This is a genomic window from Ectopseudomonas khazarica, from assembly GCF_017915135.1.
In the GTDB taxonomy this organism is placed as follows: Bacteria; Pseudomonadota; Gammaproteobacteria; order Pseudomonadales; family Pseudomonadaceae; genus Aquipseudomonas; species Aquipseudomonas khazarica.
The window spans coordinates 5,006,773-5,023,125 of record NZ_CP068551.1 but is presented as its reverse complement, the minus strand read 5'-3'; the positions used below and the strand labels follow the sequence as shown (position 1 = coordinate 5,023,125).

14 protein-coding genes are annotated in these 16,353 nt (G+C 66.2%); 10 read left to right on the top strand and 4 right to left on the bottom strand.

Going from position 1 to position 16,353, the window contains the following annotated elements:
- Nucleotides 1–59 precede the first annotated feature (59 nt).
- The 10 genes from JLK41_RS23615 to cysW all read left to right on the top strand — a co-directional run bounded on the left by JLK41_RS23615 (nt 60) and on the right by cysW (nt 8,693).
- Nucleotides 60–698, top strand: a complete 639-nt coding sequence (locus JLK41_RS23615; RefSeq protein ID WP_037051366.1) for a peroxiredoxin — start codon at nt 60–62, stop codon at nt 696–698.
- A 9-nt stretch (nt 699–707) separates the two neighbouring features.
- The gene (gene ssuE / locus JLK41_RS23610) at nt 708–1,301 is read left to right on the top strand and encodes an NADPH-dependent FMN reductase (RefSeq protein WP_210389968.1); all 594 of its coding nucleotides are present in this window, start codon (nt 708–710) and stop codon (nt 1,299–1,301) included.
- Between the two features lie 76 nt (nt 1,302–1,377).
- Nucleotides 1,378–2,340: a sulfonate ABC transporter substrate-binding protein gene (locus tag JLK41_RS23605; protein WP_210389967.1), complete on the top strand. Its 963-nt coding sequence runs from the start codon at nt 1,378–1,380 to the stop codon at nt 2,338–2,340.
- A gap of 90 nt (nt 2,341–2,430) precedes the next feature.
- Nucleotides 2,431–3,579, top strand: coding sequence for an FMNH2-dependent alkanesulfonate monooxygenase (ssuD, locus tag JLK41_RS23600; RefSeq protein ID WP_175253673.1), 1,149 nt, complete (start codon nt 2,431–2,433; stop codon nt 3,577–3,579).
- A gap of 275 nt (nt 3,580–3,854) precedes the next feature.
- Nucleotides 3,855–4,649, top strand: a complete 795-nt coding sequence (ssuC, locus tag JLK41_RS23595) for an aliphatic sulfonate ABC transporter permease SsuC (RefSeq protein WP_037051374.1) — start codon at nt 3,855–3,857, stop codon at nt 4,647–4,649.
- Nucleotides 4,646–5,446 (top strand): aliphatic sulfonates ABC transporter ATP-binding protein, encoded by an 801-nt coding sequence (ssuB, locus tag JLK41_RS23590; RefSeq protein WP_210389966.1) that lies wholly within the window; start codon nt 4,646–4,648, stop codon nt 5,444–5,446. Before ssuC ends, ssuB begins: the two co-directional genes overlap by 4 nt.
- Nucleotides 5,447–5,554: 108 nt before the next feature.
- Nucleotides 5,555–5,770, top strand: a complete 216-nt coding sequence (locus tag JLK41_RS23585; RefSeq protein ID WP_037051381.1) for a TOBE domain-containing protein — start codon at nt 5,555–5,557, stop codon at nt 5,768–5,770.
- Between the two features lie 161 nt (nt 5,771–5,931).
- Nucleotides 5,932–6,948, top strand: a complete 1,017-nt coding sequence (cysP, locus tag JLK41_RS23580; protein ID WP_150606968.1) for a thiosulfate ABC transporter substrate-binding protein CysP — start codon at nt 5,932–5,934, stop codon at nt 6,946–6,948.
- An 81-nt stretch (nt 6,949–7,029) separates the two neighbouring features.
- Nucleotides 7,030–7,869, top strand: coding sequence for a sulfate ABC transporter permease subunit CysT (cysT, locus tag JLK41_RS23575; protein WP_037051386.1), 840 nt, complete (start codon nt 7,030–7,032; stop codon nt 7,867–7,869).
- Nucleotides 7,866–8,693: a sulfate ABC transporter permease subunit CysW gene (cysW, locus tag JLK41_RS23570; protein WP_037051388.1), complete on the top strand. Its 828-nt coding sequence runs from the start codon at nt 7,866–7,868 to the stop codon at nt 8,691–8,693. The genes cysT and cysW overlap by 4 nt, the downstream gene beginning before the upstream one ends.
- Before the next feature lie 176 nt (nt 8,694–8,869).
- On the opposite strand, the gene JLK41_RS23565 is transcribed toward cysW, so the two are convergent.
- From JLK41_RS23565 to JLK41_RS23550, 4 genes are all read right to left on the bottom strand, one after another.
- Nucleotides 8,870–10,552 carry a diguanylate cyclase domain-containing protein gene (locus JLK41_RS23565; RefSeq protein WP_210389965.1) on the bottom strand — a complete coding sequence of 561 codons (1,683 nt, stop codon included), beginning with the start codon at nt 10,550–10,552 and terminating at the stop codon, nt 8,870–8,872.
- Nucleotides 10,545–10,931 carry a response regulator gene (locus tag JLK41_RS23560; RefSeq protein ID WP_037051390.1) on the bottom strand — a complete coding sequence of 129 codons (387 nt, stop codon included), beginning with the start codon at nt 10,929–10,931 and terminating at the stop codon, nt 10,545–10,547. Before JLK41_RS23560 ends, JLK41_RS23565 begins: the two co-directional genes overlap by 8 nt.
- A gap of 76 nt (nt 10,932–11,007) precedes the next feature.
- Nucleotides 11,008–15,222 (bottom strand): PAS domain S-box protein, encoded by a 4,215-nt coding sequence (locus JLK41_RS23555; RefSeq protein ID WP_244976451.1) that lies wholly within the window; start codon nt 15,220–15,222, stop codon nt 11,008–11,010.
- A complete protein-coding gene (locus JLK41_RS23550) occupies nt 15,219–16,352 on the bottom strand; it encodes an HDOD domain-containing protein (protein ID WP_210389964.1) in 1,134 nt (377 codons plus the stop codon). Before JLK41_RS23550 ends, JLK41_RS23555 begins: the two co-directional genes overlap by 4 nt.
- Nucleotide 16,353: the final 1 nt, after the last annotated feature.

Genomic DNA, 16,353 nt, shown 5'->3' with positions numbered 1-16,353 from the left:
TTGGTTTGTTCCTGGGCAATAGTGAGCGCCACAGCACGCCGCTACCAAGGAGCATCAGCATGAGCATTCGCCTGGGCGATATCGCCCCCGACTTCGAGCAGGATTCCAGCGCAGGCCGTATCCGCTTCCACCAGTGGCTGGGTGACAGCTGGGGCATCCTCTTTTCCCACCCGGCCGACTTCACCCCGGTGTGCACCACCGAGCTGGGCTTCACGGCCAGGCTCGAGGACGAATTCGCCAAGCGCGGCGTCAAGGCCATCGCCCTGTCGGTCGACCCGGTTGACTCGCACCTGAAGTGGATCGACGACATCAACGAGACGCAGCACACCGCCGTCAACTTCCCGATCATCGCCGATGCCGACCGCAGGGTCTCCGACCTCTATGACCTGATTCACCCGAACGCCAGCGACACCCTGACGGTGCGCTCGCTGTTCGTGATCGACCCGGACAAGAAGGTGCGCCTGACCATCACCTACCCGGCCAGCACCGGGCGCAACTTCAACGAGATCCTGCGGGTGGTCGATTCGCTGCAGCTGACCGACACCTACAAGGTGGCCACTCCGGCCAACTGGCAGGACGGTGACGAGGTGGTGATCGTGCCGTCGCTGAAGGACGAAGCCGAACTCAGGCAGCGCTTCCCGAAAGGTTACCTTGCGCTGAAGCCCTATCTGCGTCTGACCCCGCAACCGAATCGCTGAGGGCCGAGCATGCACGTCGTGTTGCTCTCCGGCAGTCCTGCGGCGCGTTCGCGCACCGAGGTGCTGCTGGATCATGTGCGCCAGCGTCTGCACGCGCAGCGGGTCGAGGTCACGCTGCTGCGGGTGCGCGACTTTCCCGCCGAGGAGCTGTTGCATGCGCACTTCGACAGCCAGTCCGCCCGGCATCTGCAGGCGCTGGTGGCCAGTGCCGACGGCCTGGTGGTTGGCACGCCGGTGTACAAGGCGTCGTTCAGCGGCGCGTTGAAGGTGGTGCTGGACCTGCTGCCCGAGCGTGCCCTGGCGAACAAGGTGGTGCTGCCTCTGGCCAGTGGCGGCAGCCCGGCGCATCTACTGGCGGTGGATTACGCGCTCAAGCCGGTGCTGGCGGCGTTGAAGGCTCAGGAGATGCTCAGCGGCGTGTACGCCGTGGACCGACAGATCGCCTACCCGGAAGCGGGCCGGCCGGCGCAGATCGCCGATGAACTGCGCGAGCGCCTCGATGAGGCCCTGGATCAGTTGCAGGCAGCCCTGGCGCGACGGCCGCAACCGCTTGACCCGAACCTGTTGAACGACCGGCTGGTGAACGCCCGCTGGAGCATCTGAACCACCCGCAACACCCCGCCTCACTCGCCCGCCAACGGGCAAGCAGGCCCACACTCAATCTGCAAAGGAGGTCGCCATGGGCGCCAACACTTTGCGTCGGAGTCTGGTCGCCCTGTTTGCCGCGACCCTGACCTTCGGCGCCATCCATGTACAGGCCGAGACGCTGCGTATCGGTTACCAGAAGTACGGCACCCTGGTGCTGCTCAAGTCCAGTGGTGCGCTGGAGAAACGCCTGGCCGAGCAGGGCGTCAGCGTGCAATGGACGGAGTTTCCCGCCGGGCCGCAACTGCTCGAAGGGCTGAACGTGGGCTCCATCGACTTCGGCACCACGGGCGAAACCCCACCGGTGTTCGCCCAGGCCGCTGGTGCCGACCTGCTCTACGTCGCGTTCGAGCCGCCGGCTCCGCACAGCGAGGCGATTCTCGTGCGGCAGGATTCGCCGATCGTGACGGTGGCCGACCTCAAAGGCAGGAAAGTCGCCCTGAACAAGGGCTCCAACGTGCACTACCTGCTGGTGCGTGCGCTGCAGGAGGCCGGCCTGAGCATCCACGACATCACCCCGGTGTACCTGCCCCCTGCCGATGCCCGGGCCGCCTTCGAGCGCGGCAGCGTCGACGCCTGGGTGATCTGGGATCCCTTCCAGGCCGCCGCCGAACAGCAACTGCAGGCGCGTGCGCTGCGCGATGGCAGTGGCCTGGTGGACAACCACCAGTTCTACCTGGCGACCCGTGGTTTCGCCACAAAGCACCCGCAGGTACTCAGTGCCCTGGTCGAGGAGATTCGCGGCGTGGGTGGCTGGGTCCAGGACAACCCCGAAGAGGCGACCCGGCAGGTCGCGCCGCTGATCGGCCTGCCGTCGGAAATTACCCGCCAGGCCGTCGAGCGCCAGGGCTACGGGGCGCGGTTCATCACGCCGCAGGTGGTCGAGGCGCAGCAAAAGATCGCCGACACCTTCACCGAGCTGAAGCTGATTCCCAGGCCACTGAACATCAGGTCGGTGATCTGGAATCCACCCGCCAAGGTGGCCCAGGCCCGCTAGGCCCGCCGCCCGGATACGAGCCGGGCGGTAGCGCAGATTTCCCCGGACTGCATCCGGGCTACGACGACTTCCCAACAAGGAGACCATTGCATGAGCCTCGATATCTTCTGGTTCCTGCCTACCCATGGTGACGGCAAGTACCTGGGCACCGCCGAAGGTGCCCGTGCCGTCGATCACGGCTACCTCAGCCAGATCGCCCAGGCGGCCGATCGCCTCGGCTATGGCGGCGTGCTGATTCCCACCGGGCGTTCCTGCGAGGACTCCTGGCTGGTGGCGGCATCCCTGATACCGCTCACGCAGCGGCTGAAATTTCTCGTTGCGCTGCGCCCCGGGATCATCTCGCCCACCGTGGCGGCACGGCAGGCGGCGACCCTGGATCGTCTGTCGAACGGTCGTGCGCTGTTCAACCTGGTGACCGGCGGCGACCCGGAGGAGCTGGCTGGAGACGGCCTGCACCTGTCGCACGCCGAGCGCTACCAGGCGGCTGTCGAGTTCACCCGCATCTGGCGCCGTGTGCTGGAGGGCGAAAACGTCGACTACGACGGCGCTCATATCCAGGTCTCGGGCGCCAGGTTGCTCTACCCGCCGCTGCAGCAGCCGCGCCCGCCACTGTACTTCGGCGGCTCTTCCGATGCCGCGCAGGAGCTGGCTGCCGAGCAGGTCGAGCTGTACCTGACCTGGGGCGAGCCGCCGGCGGCCGTAGCCGAGAAGATCGCCCAGGTGCGTGCGAAGGCGGCTGCCCACGGACGCGAGGTGCGTTTCGGCATTCGTCTGCACGTGATCGTGCGCGAGACCAGCGCAGAAGCCTGGGCGGCGGCGGAGCGCCTGATCAGCCATCTGGAGCAGGACACCATCGATCGTGCCCAGGCCTCGCTGGCGCGCTTCGACTCGGTGGGCCAGCAACGCATGGCCGCGCTGCATGGTGGCAGTCGCGACAACCTGGAGGTCTCGCCCAATCTCTGGGCCGGGGTCGGCCTGGTGCGCGGTGGCGCCGGCACTGCCCTGGTCGGCGATGGTCCGACCGTCGCGGCAAGAGTCAAGGAGTACGCCGCGCTGGGCATCGACACCTTCATCTTCTCCGGCTACCCGCATCTGGAGGAGTCGTACCGGGTGGCCGAGCTGCTCTTTCCGCATCTGGACGTGGCCCGGCCAGAGCGTCCGGAAAGCCGCGATTACGTCAGCCCGTTCGGCGAAATGATCTCCAGCGACATCCTGCCGAAGGCCGCTTCGGCGAGCTGAGGGTGGCGCAGGCACAGGTTTTCCCGGATTGCATCCGGAGTACATCGACCCTCTCTCCCAACCCCCGCTTTGCGTCCCAGCCCTTCGCAGCGTTCAGGGCGCTTCAGCGGGCGAAGCGGGAGAGGGGAGCCGAGCCGTGCTCCAGCCGAACCAGCGGCGCCGATCAGCCCCCTCTCCCATTCATGGGAGAGGGTTGGGGAGAGGGCGCTTTTTGATCCCGTAGCCCGGATGCAATCCGGGGAATACAGAGGCTACACAAGTTATCGAGGCAGAAAATGAGCAACACGACCCTTCACAAACTGGCGCTGCGCGCCGCGCCCTGGGCCCTGCCGCTGGCGCTGCTGGCGGCCTGGCAGCTGGCGGCCGGCAACGGCCTGTTATCCAGCCGCATCCTGCCGGCCCCTGGTGCCGTGCTGGAGGCCGGCTGGCAACTGCTGGTCAGCGGCGAGATCTGGCGCCACCTGGCCGTGAGCGGCCAGCGCGCGGCCAGCGGCTTCCTCATCGGCGGTGCGATCGGCCTGCTGCTGGGCTTCGTCACCGGCCTGTCGCAATGGGGCGAGCGCTTTCTCGACAGTTCGGTGCAGATGATCCGCAACGTGCCGCACCTGGCGCTGATTCCGCTGGTGATCCTCTGGTTCGGCATCGACGAGGCGGCCAAGATCTTCCTGGTCGCGCTGGGCACGCTGTTTCCCATCTACCTGAATACCTACCACGGGATCCGCAACGTCGACCCAGCGCTGGTGGAAATGGCGCGCAGCTATGGCCTGTCCGGTTTCGCCCTGTTCCGCCAGGTGATCCTGCCTGGCGCGCTGCCGGCGATCCTGGTCGGTGTGCGCTTCGCCCTCGGTTTCATGTGGCTGACGCTGATCGTCGCGGAAACCATCTCGGCCAATAGCGGCATCGGCTACCTGGCGATGAATGCCCGCGAGTTCCTGCAGACCGATGTGGTGGTGCTGGCGATCCTGCTCTACGCGGTGCTTGGCAAGCTGGCCGACGTCGCCGCGCGTGGTCTCGAGCGCGTGTGGCTGCGCTGGCATCCGGCCTATCAGGCCAAGGCAGGTGGCCAATGACGGCGCTACATGCCATTCGCCAGGGTATTGCCCTCGCCATCGAGCGGATCGAGAAATCCTTCAGCGGGCGTCAGGTACTCAAGGACATCGACCTGCAGATTCCGGCTGGCCAGTTCGTTGCGGTGGTCGGCCGCAGTGGCTGTGGCAAGAGCACGCTGCTGCGCCTGCTGGCGGGGCTGGAGCGGCCCGGCGCTGGCCAGCTGCGGGCCGACGGAGGCGCGCTCGACGCGCTGCGCCAGGATGTTCGCCTGATGTTTCAGGACGCGCGTCTGCTGCCCTGGAAGCGGGTGATCGACAACGTCGGCCTGGGCCTCTCCGGTCCCTGGCGCGAGCAGGCCGAGGCGGCGCTGGCGGCGGTCGGCCTGGCCGATCGTGGCAATGAATGGCCGGCGGCGCTGTCCGGTGGGCAGAAGCAGCGCGTGGCCCTGGCGCGGGCGCTGATCCATCGTCCCCGTCTGCTGCTGCTCGACGAGCCGCTCGGTGCGCTGGATGCACTGACCCGCATCGAGATGCAGCGCCTGATCGAGCGCCTGTGGCAGCAGCACGGCTTCACCGTGCTGCTGGTGACCCATGACGTCGCCGAGGCCGTGGCGATGGCGGATAGGGTGATCCTGATCGAGGACGGCCGGATCGGCCTCGATCTCGACGTGCAGCTGGCCCGCCCGCGTCTGCATGGCTCGCCGCAGCTGGCGGCGCTGGAGGCACAGGTGCTCGAGCGTGTGCTGGCGCTACCGGAGTTGCCGGTGCCGGCGCCGCCCCTTTCACCCCTGCCCACGCAACTGCGCTGGGCGCAGTGAAGCAGCCGCAAGTCACAAGCTTCAAGCAGGAACAGCATGCGTTTACTTGCGGCTTGGAGCTTGCCGCTTGCCGCTTGCCGCTCATTTTCGACCCCAGGAGAAAACAGCATGACCATCAAAGCCATCAATGTGCGCAACCAGTTCAAGGGCACCATCAAGGAGATCGTCCTGGGTGACGTGCTCTCGGAAATCGATGTGCAGACCGCTGCCGGTCTCGTCACGTCGGTAATCACCACCCGTTCCGTGCGCGAACTGGAGCTGCAGGTCGGCAGCGAAGTGATCGCCTTCGTCAAATCCACCGAGGTGTCCATCGCCAAGCTGTGAGGTGCCCCCAGCCGGCCTCGGGTCTGGAGGCCGGCTATTGGCTGATGCTTTTGGTTATAAATCGAGAATTAAAAGATATTTTTCAGCTATAAGATTTTTCTGCAGAATCGCGCCATCAAATAGCCTGCCCGCAGGTTCCTCTTTCGATAAGGACGCCTTAGATGCTGAAGAAGATCGTTCTGGCCACCGTGGCCAGCGCCACCCTGCTGACCGGCTCGCTGAGCCATGCCGCGGCCGATACGCCATTCCACAACGCTTCCTACGACATTGCCCGCGAGCTGTTCGGCGAGATCAACCCCAGGTTCGTCGAGTACTGGAAGGAACAGTCCGGCAAGGACGTGAAGATCATCCAGTCCTTCGCCGGGACCTCGCGTCAGGCGCAGGACATCATCCAGGGCAAGAAGGTCGATGTGGTGACCTTCAACCAGGTGACCGACGTGGACATCCTGGCCAAGCGTGGTCTGCTGCGCAAGGACTGGGCCGAGCAGTTCCCCAACAACAGCTCGCCCTACTACAGCACCACCGCGTTCCTGGTCCGCGAGGGCAACCCGAAGAACATCAAGGGCTGGGACGACCTGATTCGCGATGACGTCAAGCTGGTGTTCCCCAACCCGAAGACTTCCGGCAACGCCCGCTACAGCTACCTGGCGGCCTGGCTGTTCGCCAACGAGAAATTCAAGGGTGACGAGGCGAAGATCAAGGCCTTCGTCGGCAAGCTGCTGCACAACGTCGAGAACTTCCCCACCGGCGGTCGTGGTGCCACCGTGGCCTTCGCCCAGAACGGCCAGGGCGACGTGCTGCTGACCTTCGAGTCGGAAGTGATCAACATCGCCAAGGGCGACGAGTTCAAGTCCGCCAACCTGCAGATCGTGGTGCCGGAAGTCAGCGTGCTGGCCGAGTTCCCGGTGGCCATCGTCGACAAGGTGGCTGACGAGCGTGGCACCCGCGAGCAGGCCAAGGCCTTCCTCGACTTCCAGTACAGCAAGGACATCCAGCAACTGCTGACCACCTACAACTACCGTGTGCACAACCCGGAAGTGGTCGAGGCGACCAAGGCCCAGTTCGCCCCGGTACGCCTGATCAACCCCAACGATGTGCTGGGCAGCTGGGATGACATCACCGCCAAGCACTTCGACAACGGTGGTATTCTTGACCAACTCCTGGCTGAGGGCCGTTGATACTCGCCCTCGACAGCCGATTTTCAGGTTCGTTGGCCGCCTTCTTGGCGGCCAACTGCATTTGTAGAGCCGAGCTTCTTCGTGAGTAGATCGACGCTGTTCTTCCTGCAGACTCCGCTGTTGCCGGGCTTCGGCCTGAGCTTTGGCGTCAGCGTGCTGTACCTCTCCCTGGTCATCCTGCTGCCGCTGTCGGCGTTGCTCCTGTATGTCAGCGACATGACCTGGGCACAGTACTGGTTCGCGATCAGCGACCCGCGCGTGGTGCAGACCTACAAGGTGACCATTTCCGCGGCCTTCTTCTCGACCCTGGCGGTGCTGGTGATCGGGCTGCTGCTGGCCTGGATCATCACCCGCTACGACTTTCCCGGTCGCCGCATCGTCGACGCGTTGATCGACCTGCCGTTCGCCCTGCCCACGTCAGTGGCCGGCCTGACCCTGGCCACGCTGCTGGTGCCCAACGGCTGGATCGGCCAGTGGCTCGGTTTCAAGGTGGCCTATGCCTATGCGGGGATCATCGTGGCGATGGTCTTCACCAGCATTCCCTTCGTCGTGCGCACCGTGCAGCCGGTGCTGCAGGACCTGGGCGCGGAGTACGAAGAGGCCGCGCGCACCCTGGGCGCCAACCGCCTGCAGACCTTCCGCCATGTGGTGCTGCCGACGCTGACGCCGGCGCTGGTCACCGGCGGCTCGCAGGCCTTCATTCGCAGCCTCGGCGAGTTCGGTGCGGTGATCATGATCGCCGGCAACATCCCCTACAAGACGGAGGTCAGTTCGCTGATGATTTTCGTCCGTCTGCAGGAGTTCAACTACCCGGCGGCCGCAGCCATCGCCTCGGTGATCCTGCTGGCGTCGCTGACGCTTCTGTTCATCCTACAGGTCGTGCAGGGACGTCTGTTCGCATGGCAACGGCAAGGTCGATGAAAAAACCTCAAGATTGGCGCCAGTGGGCGCTGGTGCTGTCCGGCCTGGCCGTGGTGGCGTTGATCCTGCTGGTGCCGCTGGCGCTGATCTTCACCAAGGCGCTGGCGGGTGGCCTGGAACTGCTGTGGAGCAACCTGGGCGAAGACTACATGCTGCATGCTATCGGCCTGACCCTGTTCGTCGCCGCCATCACCGTGCCGCTGAACCTGTGCTTCGGCATCTGCCTGGCCTGGTGCGTGACGCACTACGACTTCCGTGGGCGCAAGCTGTTGACCACGCTGATCGACATTCCCTATGCGGTGTCGCCGGTGGTCGCCGGCCTCTGCTACCTGGTGGTGTACGGCCTGGAGAGCTTCATCGGGCGCTGGTTCTACGATAATGGCATGCAGCTGATGTTCGCCTGGCCGGGCATCGTCATGGTCACGGTGTTCGTCACCGCGCCATACGTGGCGCGCATCCTGATTCCGGTGATGCAGGCGCAGGGCCAGGACGAGGAAACCGCCGCCATGTGCCTGGGCGCCAGCGGCTGGCAGATCTTCCGGCGCATCAGCCTGCCCAAGATCAAGTGGGCGCTGCTGTACGGCGTGGTGGTGACCAACGCCCGTGCGGTGGGCGAGTTCGGCGCGGTATCGGTGGTGTCCGGCACCATCATCAACCAGACCCTGACCCTGCCGTTGCTGGTCGATCAGCTCAACAACGACTACAAGCCGGCCGCCGCCTTCACCGCTGCGGGCCTGCTGGCGTGCATGGCGCTGCTCACCCTGTTGCTGAAGACCTTCATGGAGTGGCGGCAGCGCAAGCTGATGCAGCGCGCCGAGGCCTGATCGCGGGGGCGTTGTGGTGGATGTGCAACGCGGCGTCCACCTGGCCTTCAATCGCGGCTGAAGCCGCTCCCACGATCCTGTGCTGCTGCGGTAGAGCAGTGTCAGCAGGGGGTGTCCGCGATCAGCGCGGTGCACCTCGAAGCACCGCCAATCATCTCGCTCCTGTAGGAGCGGCTTCAGCCGCGATGCTCTTCCGGCGTGGCGACCTGCACCTGGTTGCGCCCGCCATGCTTGGCGGCGTACAGCGCCTTGTCCGCGCGCTCGCGCAGTTGCTCGGCGTCGCTGTTGACGTCGGTCCCGGCAATGCCGGCGCTCAGGGTCACGGAGAACTCGCCGCCGTCGGCGATGAAGCGCAGTTCGGCGAAGCGCTGGCGAATCTCGTCGACGATCAGCCGCGCCTGCTCCGGCGAGCAGTCGGGCAGCACTGCGAGAAACTCCTCGCCACCGTAGCGTCCCAGGCTGTCGATGCGCCGCAGCCGCTGGCGCAGCAGGTTGGCCAATGCGCGGATGACGTTGTCGCCGGCGGCGTGGCCGTGGTCGTCGTTGACCCGCTTGAAGTGGTCGATGTCGAGCATCACCACGCTGGTGCGGTCGCCGCTGCGCAGCGAGCGTTCCAGTTCGATGGCCACCTGCTCCTTGATATCCGCGTGCTTGAGCAGGCCGGTCAGGCTGTCGCGGGCCAGGGCGATGGACAGCAGGCGCGCACGCTGGGCACGGGAAAACACCGTGGCGACCAGCGCGTTGTCGGAAATGGGCTTGGTGATGAAGTCGTCACCGGCCTTGATCAGGGCGTTCATCTGCTTGCTGATGTCGGTCTCCGCCGACAGGTAGATGATCGGAATGCGCAGCCAGTCGTCGTTGCAGCGGATGATCTGCGCCAGCTCGGGGCCGCTGCAGTCCGGCATGTTGACGTCGAGCAGCACCACTTCCGGGTTGAAGTCGCGCAGGTGGGCGAAGATCTGCGCTGGTTCGCTGAGGATCTCCACCAGCATGCCCGCATCGCGCAGTACCAGGCTGTAGCGGCTGGCCAGGTCCTGGTCGTCGTCGGCGATCAGTACGCGGTATGGCTCGCCGCTCTGCTGGGAGAAACAGCGCTCCAGGCGGCTTTCCAGCTGGGGTATGTCCACGGGCTTGCTGAACAGCCCCATGGCCCCGGCGCGAACGGCCTGCAGCTGGGTGGCGAAGTCGTCCTGCTGGTCGGTGAGCACCAGCAGCGGCAGCGGCTCTTCCAGGCGCTCGCGCAGCTGGCTGGCGTAGTGCAGCCCGCAGCTGGCCTCGCCGGGCAGCTTGGCATCGATGATCAGGGCGTCGGGCGTCTGCTGCTGCAGGGCCGCGTCGAGGCCGGCGATGGAATTGAAGTGCTCGGCCTGGTAACCGAAGTTGTTCAGCGTCTGGCGCATGCTCTCGCCAATGGCCGCTTCACCCTCGAGGATGTAGATGGTGCGGCTGCCATCCTCGTGGCGGGGGGGCTTGCGTCCGCTCTCGCTCGTCTCGCTGCTGGCGCTGGCGCTGATGGGCTGTTCGCCGAGCGCCTGCAGGGCGCTGATGAAGTCGTTGAGCCCCTGTTGCTGGCGCGACTGGCGTTCCATCCAGCGTTCGGCATGTTGTTCCAGCTCACGCGCCTGCTGGCCGAGCTGGGTGAAACCGAAGGTGCCGGCGCTGCCGGCCAGGCGGTGCAACTGGTGGCGCAGCTCCAGCAGCACCCGCTTGCGCTCGACGTCGTCGGCCTCCAGCAGCAGGCCGCCCAGTTGCGCCAGGTGCGGCAGCTCCTGGCGCAGGCGCTCGCTGAACTGCTGGCTGAGCTGCTGCAGGTGCTGCTGCAAGGCCTGGGGTACGGCGCTGCCCTCGTGTTTATCCATGGCGCTGGTTCCAGATGTCCCGGACCTGGGCCGCGAGCTGCATGGGGTCGAAGGGTTTGATGATCACCCCATGGGCGCCCAGGCTGCGGTAGTGGGCAACTTCATCGGGCTGCACCTTGGCGGTCATGAAGGCGACCGGGATCTGCTCGGTGTTGACCAGTTGACCGAGCAGCTCCAGCGTCTTCGGACCGTCCATGCCGGGCATCATCACGTCCAGCAGGATGAAGTCGGGCGCAAAGCCCTGTACCTGGTCGAGGGCGTCCTGGCCGCTGGCGCAGGTCAGCACCTGAAAGCCGCCCACGGCTTCCAGGGCTACCTTGGCCACGGCCTGGATCGAGGGGTCGTCCTCGACGTGCAGGATGCGCTTGAGCTCGGTCATCGGCGGTACCCGGTGGTTGGCTGTTGTCAGCAGTGTGGTACAGCTTGGTCCATCTCGGCCAGCACTGCGAATGGATTCATGTTTCGGCGCGGTCCGCACGGGGCAGTTCGAACCAGAAGGTGGCGCCCTGGCCGGGTATCGAGTCGAAGCCGATACGTCCCTGCATGCGCTCGATCATTTCCTTGCAGATCGCCAGGCCCAGGCCGGTGCCGCCTTTCTGCCGGGTGTCGCCGGAGTCGGCCTGGGAGAACTTGGCGAAAATGCGCGAGTGGAAGGCCGCGGGAATGCCGGGGCCCCGGTCGCTGACGCTGACACGCAGCCTGTCGCCGACCTCCTCCAGGCGGATGTCCACCTCGCCACCGGGCGGCGAGAACTTGGCGGCGTTGGACAGCAGGTTGGCCATGACCTGCCCCAGGCGCTGCGCATCGACTCTCACGCTGGCGTCGCCTTGCGCGTGCAGGACCAGGCGCACCTGATGCTGGTCGGCGTAGGGCTGGTTGTGCAGCCGCGCCTGCTCCAGCAGCGCTCGCAGCGGCCAGGGCCTGAGGTCGAAGTGCATCTTGCCGGCGACCAGTTTCTCCATGTCCAGCAGGTCGTTGATCAGTTCGCTGAGGCGCTGGCTGTTGGCCTGCGCGATGCTCAGCATCGCTGCCATGGCCTCCGGCACCGGGCCGAGCGCGCCGCCGTTGATCAGGCCCAGCGAGCCGGCGATGGCCGTTAATGGCGTACGCAGTTCGTGGCTCACGGTGGAGACGAACTCGTTCTTCATCTGCTCGATGCGCTTGCGCTCGGCGATATCGCGTATCACCGCGATGAAGCGCACCTGGCCCTGGTGGCTGATCTGCGAGACCGCCAGTTCCAGGGGGAAGCGCTCGCCGCTCTGGCGCAAGCCCTCGAGCTCGCGGGTCTGGTTGATCACCCGCGCTTCGCCGGTGTTCAGGTAGTGCAGGAGATAGCCATCGTGCGCGCTGCGGTGGGGTTCGGGCATCAGGATGCTGACGTTGTGCCCGGCGACGTCGGCCTGGGTGTGGCCGAACATCTGCTCGGCCGCGTGGTTGAAGGTCTCGATCGTGCCCGAGCCGTCGATGGTGACGATGGCATCGATGACGTTGTCGAGCAGGGTGCTCAGGTAGTGCTCGCGCTCGCGGATGGCCCGTTCGGCGCTGACCCGCGCGCTGAAGTCCTGGATCTGCGAGACGAAGTGCACCGGTTGGCCCTCCGCATCGCGGACCAGGGACACGCTGAGCAGGCCCCAGAGCACGCGGCCCTGCTTGTCCACGTAGCGCTTTTCCATCTGGTAGGCGCTGATCCGCCCGGCGACCAGGTCCTCGAGGTTGTGCAGGTCGGCATCCAGGTCGTCGGGGTGGGAGAGGTCCATGAAATCGCTGTTCAGCAGCTCTTCGCGGCTGTAGCCGAACATGCGGCACAGTTCGTCGTTGACCTCCAGCCAGCGGCCATCCGGGGCGACCAGGGCCATGCCCAGGGGCGCCGTGTTGAAGGCGTTGCGAAAACGCTGCTGGCTCAGGCGCAACTGGTCTTCGATGACCTTGCGCTCGCTGATGTCCCAGATGAAGCCATCGACCCAGAGCAGCCGGCCGTGCGTGTCGTACTCGCCGCGGCCCTTCTCGCGCACCCAGACACTGTGGCCGTCGGCATGGCGCAGGCGGTAGGTCAGCTCGAAGGTCTCCTTGAGGACGATGGCTTGGTCGGCCTGGTAGGTGATCGGCAGGTCGTCCGGGTGGATGACGCTGGAGAAGCTGCGCACGCGGTTGTCGATGAAGTCGCTGGACGGGTAGCCGGTGAGGCTGAGCACTTCGTCGCTGATGTAGCGCATGCTCCAGCTGCTGTCGTTGGCGCAGCGGTAGACCACGCCAGGCAGGTTGGCGACCAGGCCACGGAAGCGGCTCTCGCTCTGCTGCAGGGCGCGCGTGGCCTGCTGCAGCGCGCTGATGTCGCTGGCCACGCCGAGGAAACCGATGGCCTGGCCGCTGGCATCGAGGATGACGCTGGTGGTGAGGTTGACCCGGTACTGGCTGCCATCCTGGTGCACGTAGGTCCACTGGCGGGTTTCCGGCTCGCCGCCGCGCGCATTGTGGACGAACACCTCGAAGCCTTCGATGCGTTCGCCGCTGCTGCGGCTCAGTTCCTCGGCCCGTGCCTCGACCTCTTCGGCGAGGTGGAAGCGTTCGGGGGTCATCTGCCCGACGGCCTCGGCGCTGCTGTACCCCAGCAAGCGCTCGGCGCCGGAGTTGAACAGGGTGATCAGGCCGTCGAGGTCGGTGGCGATGATCGAGACCCCGGTGGCCGAGTCCAGCAGCGTCTGCAGGAAGACGCGGGCCTCGGTGACCGCCTCTTCGCGCTGGCGCGCCTCGCTGACGTCGGTGTGGGTGCCGTACATCAGCAGCGGGCGGCCCTGTGCATCGCGTCTGGAGAGGCGCCCGCGTACCTGTATCCACAGCCAGTGGCCGTCCCGGTGCTGCATGCGGACCTGGCGGTCGTAGTACGCCACCTCGCCGGCGAAATGACGTTGCAGCAGGCGTTCGCTGGGCTCGCGGTCATCCGGGTGGCAGAGGCGCAGCCAGGTTTCCACCCGCGTGGGCTGCAACTCGTCCAGGCGATAGCCGAACATCTGCGCCCAGCGCTCGTTGAACACGGTCTCGCCGGTCTGGACGTTCCATTCCCAGGTGCCCACGTCGGTGCCTTCGATGATGCTGGCCAGGCGCTCCAGCAGGGCCTGGCGCGCCTGTTCCTGTTGGTCGCGTTCCAGGGTGGCGCCGACCCAGCGGGCGAACAGGCGCATGAACTCGCGCTCGCTGTCGTTGAAGGCGCGCTCCTGTACCGTGTGGTCGCAGAAGGCCAGGGTGCCGGCGCGGCGTCCATCGACCCAGATGGCGATGCCGATGTAGCTCTCCAGGGCGAACTTGTCGTAGCAGGCATGTGCGCGGTAGGGGGAGGAGGCCATGTGTTCGATGCTCAGCACTTCGTCCTGGGCATAGGCCAGGCTGCTGTAGGTCTCGTCGAGGGCGAAGGTCTGTTCGTCTTGCAGTTCGTCGCCAGGAGCGACCTGCACCAGCACCCGATAGCGTTCGTCCTCGATGAGGCCGATGACCCCGATCGGCATGCCGAAGTAGTCCGCTCCCGTGCGCAGCGCCTCGCGCAGCTGCTCCTTGCTGCTCAGGCTGGAAAGCGCGGAGATTTCGTTGAGCGCATGCAGGGCGCGTTGCTGGCGTTGCAGCAGGCGCTGGGTGCTGTGGCGGGTGGCGCGCAACAGCACCAGCAGCAGAACCTCCGCGCTCAACCAGGCCAGGACCCATTTGCCGATCAGCCAGTGCTTGTCGCGAACGTGCACCGCGTACAGCGGGCTCACGTCCCGCCAGGCCAGCAGGGAGGCATTCAGCGGCCCGCCGGAACGGGCCGTGAGGTCGACCAGCGGATAGTCACTCAGCAGGAAATGGCGGCCTTCGTCTTCCTGCAGGTCATGGCCGTCGGCCCGGCTCGGTGTCGGCAGCAGGCCATTGCGTTGCCAGTGCATGGCCTGGGGGCGCGAGGCGCTGATCACCTGCCACTGCTGCGGGTCGTTGGTCAGGCCACGCAAGGCTTCACCGCTGCGGTGGGTCAGCTGGCTCGAACGCAGCAGCAGGGCGACTCCGCCGCCCAGTTCCTGGTCGAACTCCCTGGGGGTGGCGAGCACGCTCATGGCCACCTCGAGCACGCCGATCTGCTTCGGTCCGTCCTGGGTCTCCACGGTCAGTGGGGTCATGGCATGCACGCTGACGTCGCCCAGGTTGTTGGAGCTGACGCCGGTCACGCTGTCGCCGTCGCGCAGGCTGTCTTCCACCAGGGGCTGGACGAGCCTGATGGTGTCGCCAAAGTGCCGCGGGTCATGCACGCGCAGCAGAATCCTGTCCCCTGGGGGCAGGTGCACGAAGAGGCGGAAACTGTGCTGGCGCTGCAGGTTGCGCCAGCGCGGTGCGAGGCGGGTGTAGAGCTGGTTGCGGATGTCGGTCAGTTGCTGCGGGCTGCCGTCGCCGAGGCTGTATGCCTGGCGGACCAGTTCCACCACCCAGGCATCGGCAGCCATCGCCTCGGCCAGCAGCTGGGCGCGTTCGTGCAGGCCTTTCTGCGAGCTGTGCAGGGCCAGTCGCAGCGCCTCCGCCTGCTTGTTCATCTGCAGTTGCCACAGCGCCTCGCGTTCGACCATCGCCTGGCGGCCGAGCAGGGCGAAGAGGATCGCCAGGCACAGGCTGCCACCGATGACGATCCAGCGGATCGGTCGCGGGTTCGTCCTCACCTGGCCGTGCCCTTGTCGATGCCGGCGAGCCGGTACAGACGGTCCAGTTCCTGCTCGCTGCCACCCTGCAGCTCCGCGCAGGCCAGGCGCATGATCACCGGGTCGCGCTTGCTGTTGCCGGGTGGCAGGGCGTAGCAGGCGCCGATCAGTTCGCGCAGCGGCGTCGGCAGGCGCCAGTGGCTCTTGAGCCGGTTGGCCAGGTCGCCGCTGCAGCGCTGCAGGGCGCTACCCAGGGTTTCGTCATCCAGCGCCTGGCCGGCATGACGCCAGCACTGTGCCTGGTACAGAACCGCCAGCTCCCCCATGCGTTGCAGCAACGCAGCGCTGCTCATGGCCGCTGCGTCGATCCTGGCGCTCTTGCACAGCTCCTCGATGCGCTGGCGCAGATACCGGGCCTGGGTGAACTGCTCGTCGCCCAGGCGTTTGAGGTCATCGTCCTGCAGGGCCGCCACGGGGCGTAGCGCGAGCCCCTGAACCAGGCTGAGCACCGTGCCTGGCCCAAGCCGGCGCAGCGCTTCCGGGAGGCTGATGCAGGGTTGCCCGCTGGCGTTATAGCTGGCGCTGTTGGCGGCAGCGATCAGCCGGGCATGCACTGCCGGATCGTTCTGCCAGTACTCCTGCAGTGCCTGCGCTGCCTGGTCGGGCTTGTGCAACTGCTGGAGCAGGGCATCGTGCAGGGGCAGGTCCAGGGCGCTGTTGGGCAGGCCCGCGAGAAATGGCAGGAAGCCACCTGTGGCAGGCACTGCGGCGTCAGCGGGTTCGTCGTGCTGCGGTGACAGCAGCGGGCGCAGGGTCTCGAGTACCTTGGGCACCTGAAAGGGCTTGCTGATGAAGGCGTTTATCCCCAGCCGGCGTGCCAGCAGCACGCTGTCCCGGTCGGAGCGCGCGGTGATCATCACCAGCGGGACGCTGGCGTCACTGCGGTGCGCGACCTCGAGCAGGCTGGTGCCGGGGCCGTCGGGCAGATTCCAGTCGGCGATGACCAACTGGGCCGGTTGACGCTTCCAGGCGTCGAGCGCATCGGCCAGCCGCGTGACGCTTTCGATCTGTGTGCTGGGGTGCAGGTTTTGGACGATCTGCTTGAGCAGATCGGCGATCCATGGATCGTCTTCCAGTATCAGCACCCGCATG

Bases quoted from the DNA above. Each gene is read 5' to 3' on its own strand.
- ssuC (WP_037051374.1), top strand. From the start codon at position 3,855: ATGAGCAACACGACCCTTCACAAACTGGCGCTGCGCGCCGCGCCCTGG.
- cysW (WP_037051388.1), top strand. From the start codon at position 7,866: ATGAAAAAACCTCAAGATTGGCGCCAGTGGGCGCTGGTGCTGTCCGGC.
- ssuD (WP_175253673.1), top strand. From the start codon at position 2,431: ATGAGCCTCGATATCTTCTGGTTCCTGCCTACCCATGGTGACGGCAAG.
- JLK41_RS23550 (WP_210389964.1), bottom strand. From the start codon at position 16,352: ATGCGGGTGCTGATACTGGAAGACGATCCATGGATCGCCGATCTGCTC.
- ssuE (WP_210389968.1), top strand. From the start codon at position 708: ATGCACGTCGTGTTGCTCTCCGGCAGTCCTGCGGCGCGTTCGCGCACC.
- JLK41_RS23585 (WP_037051381.1), top strand. From the start codon at position 5,555: ATGACCATCAAAGCCATCAATGTGCGCAACCAGTTCAAGGGCACCATC.
- JLK41_RS23565 (WP_210389965.1), bottom strand. From the start codon at position 10,552: ATGGATAAACACGAGGGCAGCGCCGTACCCCAGGCCTTGCAGCAGCAC.
- cysP (WP_150606968.1), top strand. From the start codon at position 5,932: ATGCTGAAGAAGATCGTTCTGGCCACCGTGGCCAGCGCCACCCTGCTG.
- ssuB (WP_210389966.1), top strand. From the start codon at position 4,646: ATGACGGCGCTACATGCCATTCGCCAGGGTATTGCCCTCGCCATCGAG.
- JLK41_RS23605 (WP_210389967.1), top strand. From the start codon at position 1,378: ATGGGCGCCAACACTTTGCGTCGGAGTCTGGTCGCCCTGTTTGCCGCG.
- JLK41_RS23615 (WP_037051366.1), top strand. From the start codon at position 60: ATGAGCATTCGCCTGGGCGATATCGCCCCCGACTTCGAGCAGGATTCC.
- JLK41_RS23560 (WP_037051390.1), bottom strand. From the start codon at position 10,931: ATGACCGAGCTCAAGCGCATCCTGCACGTCGAGGACGACCCCTCGATC.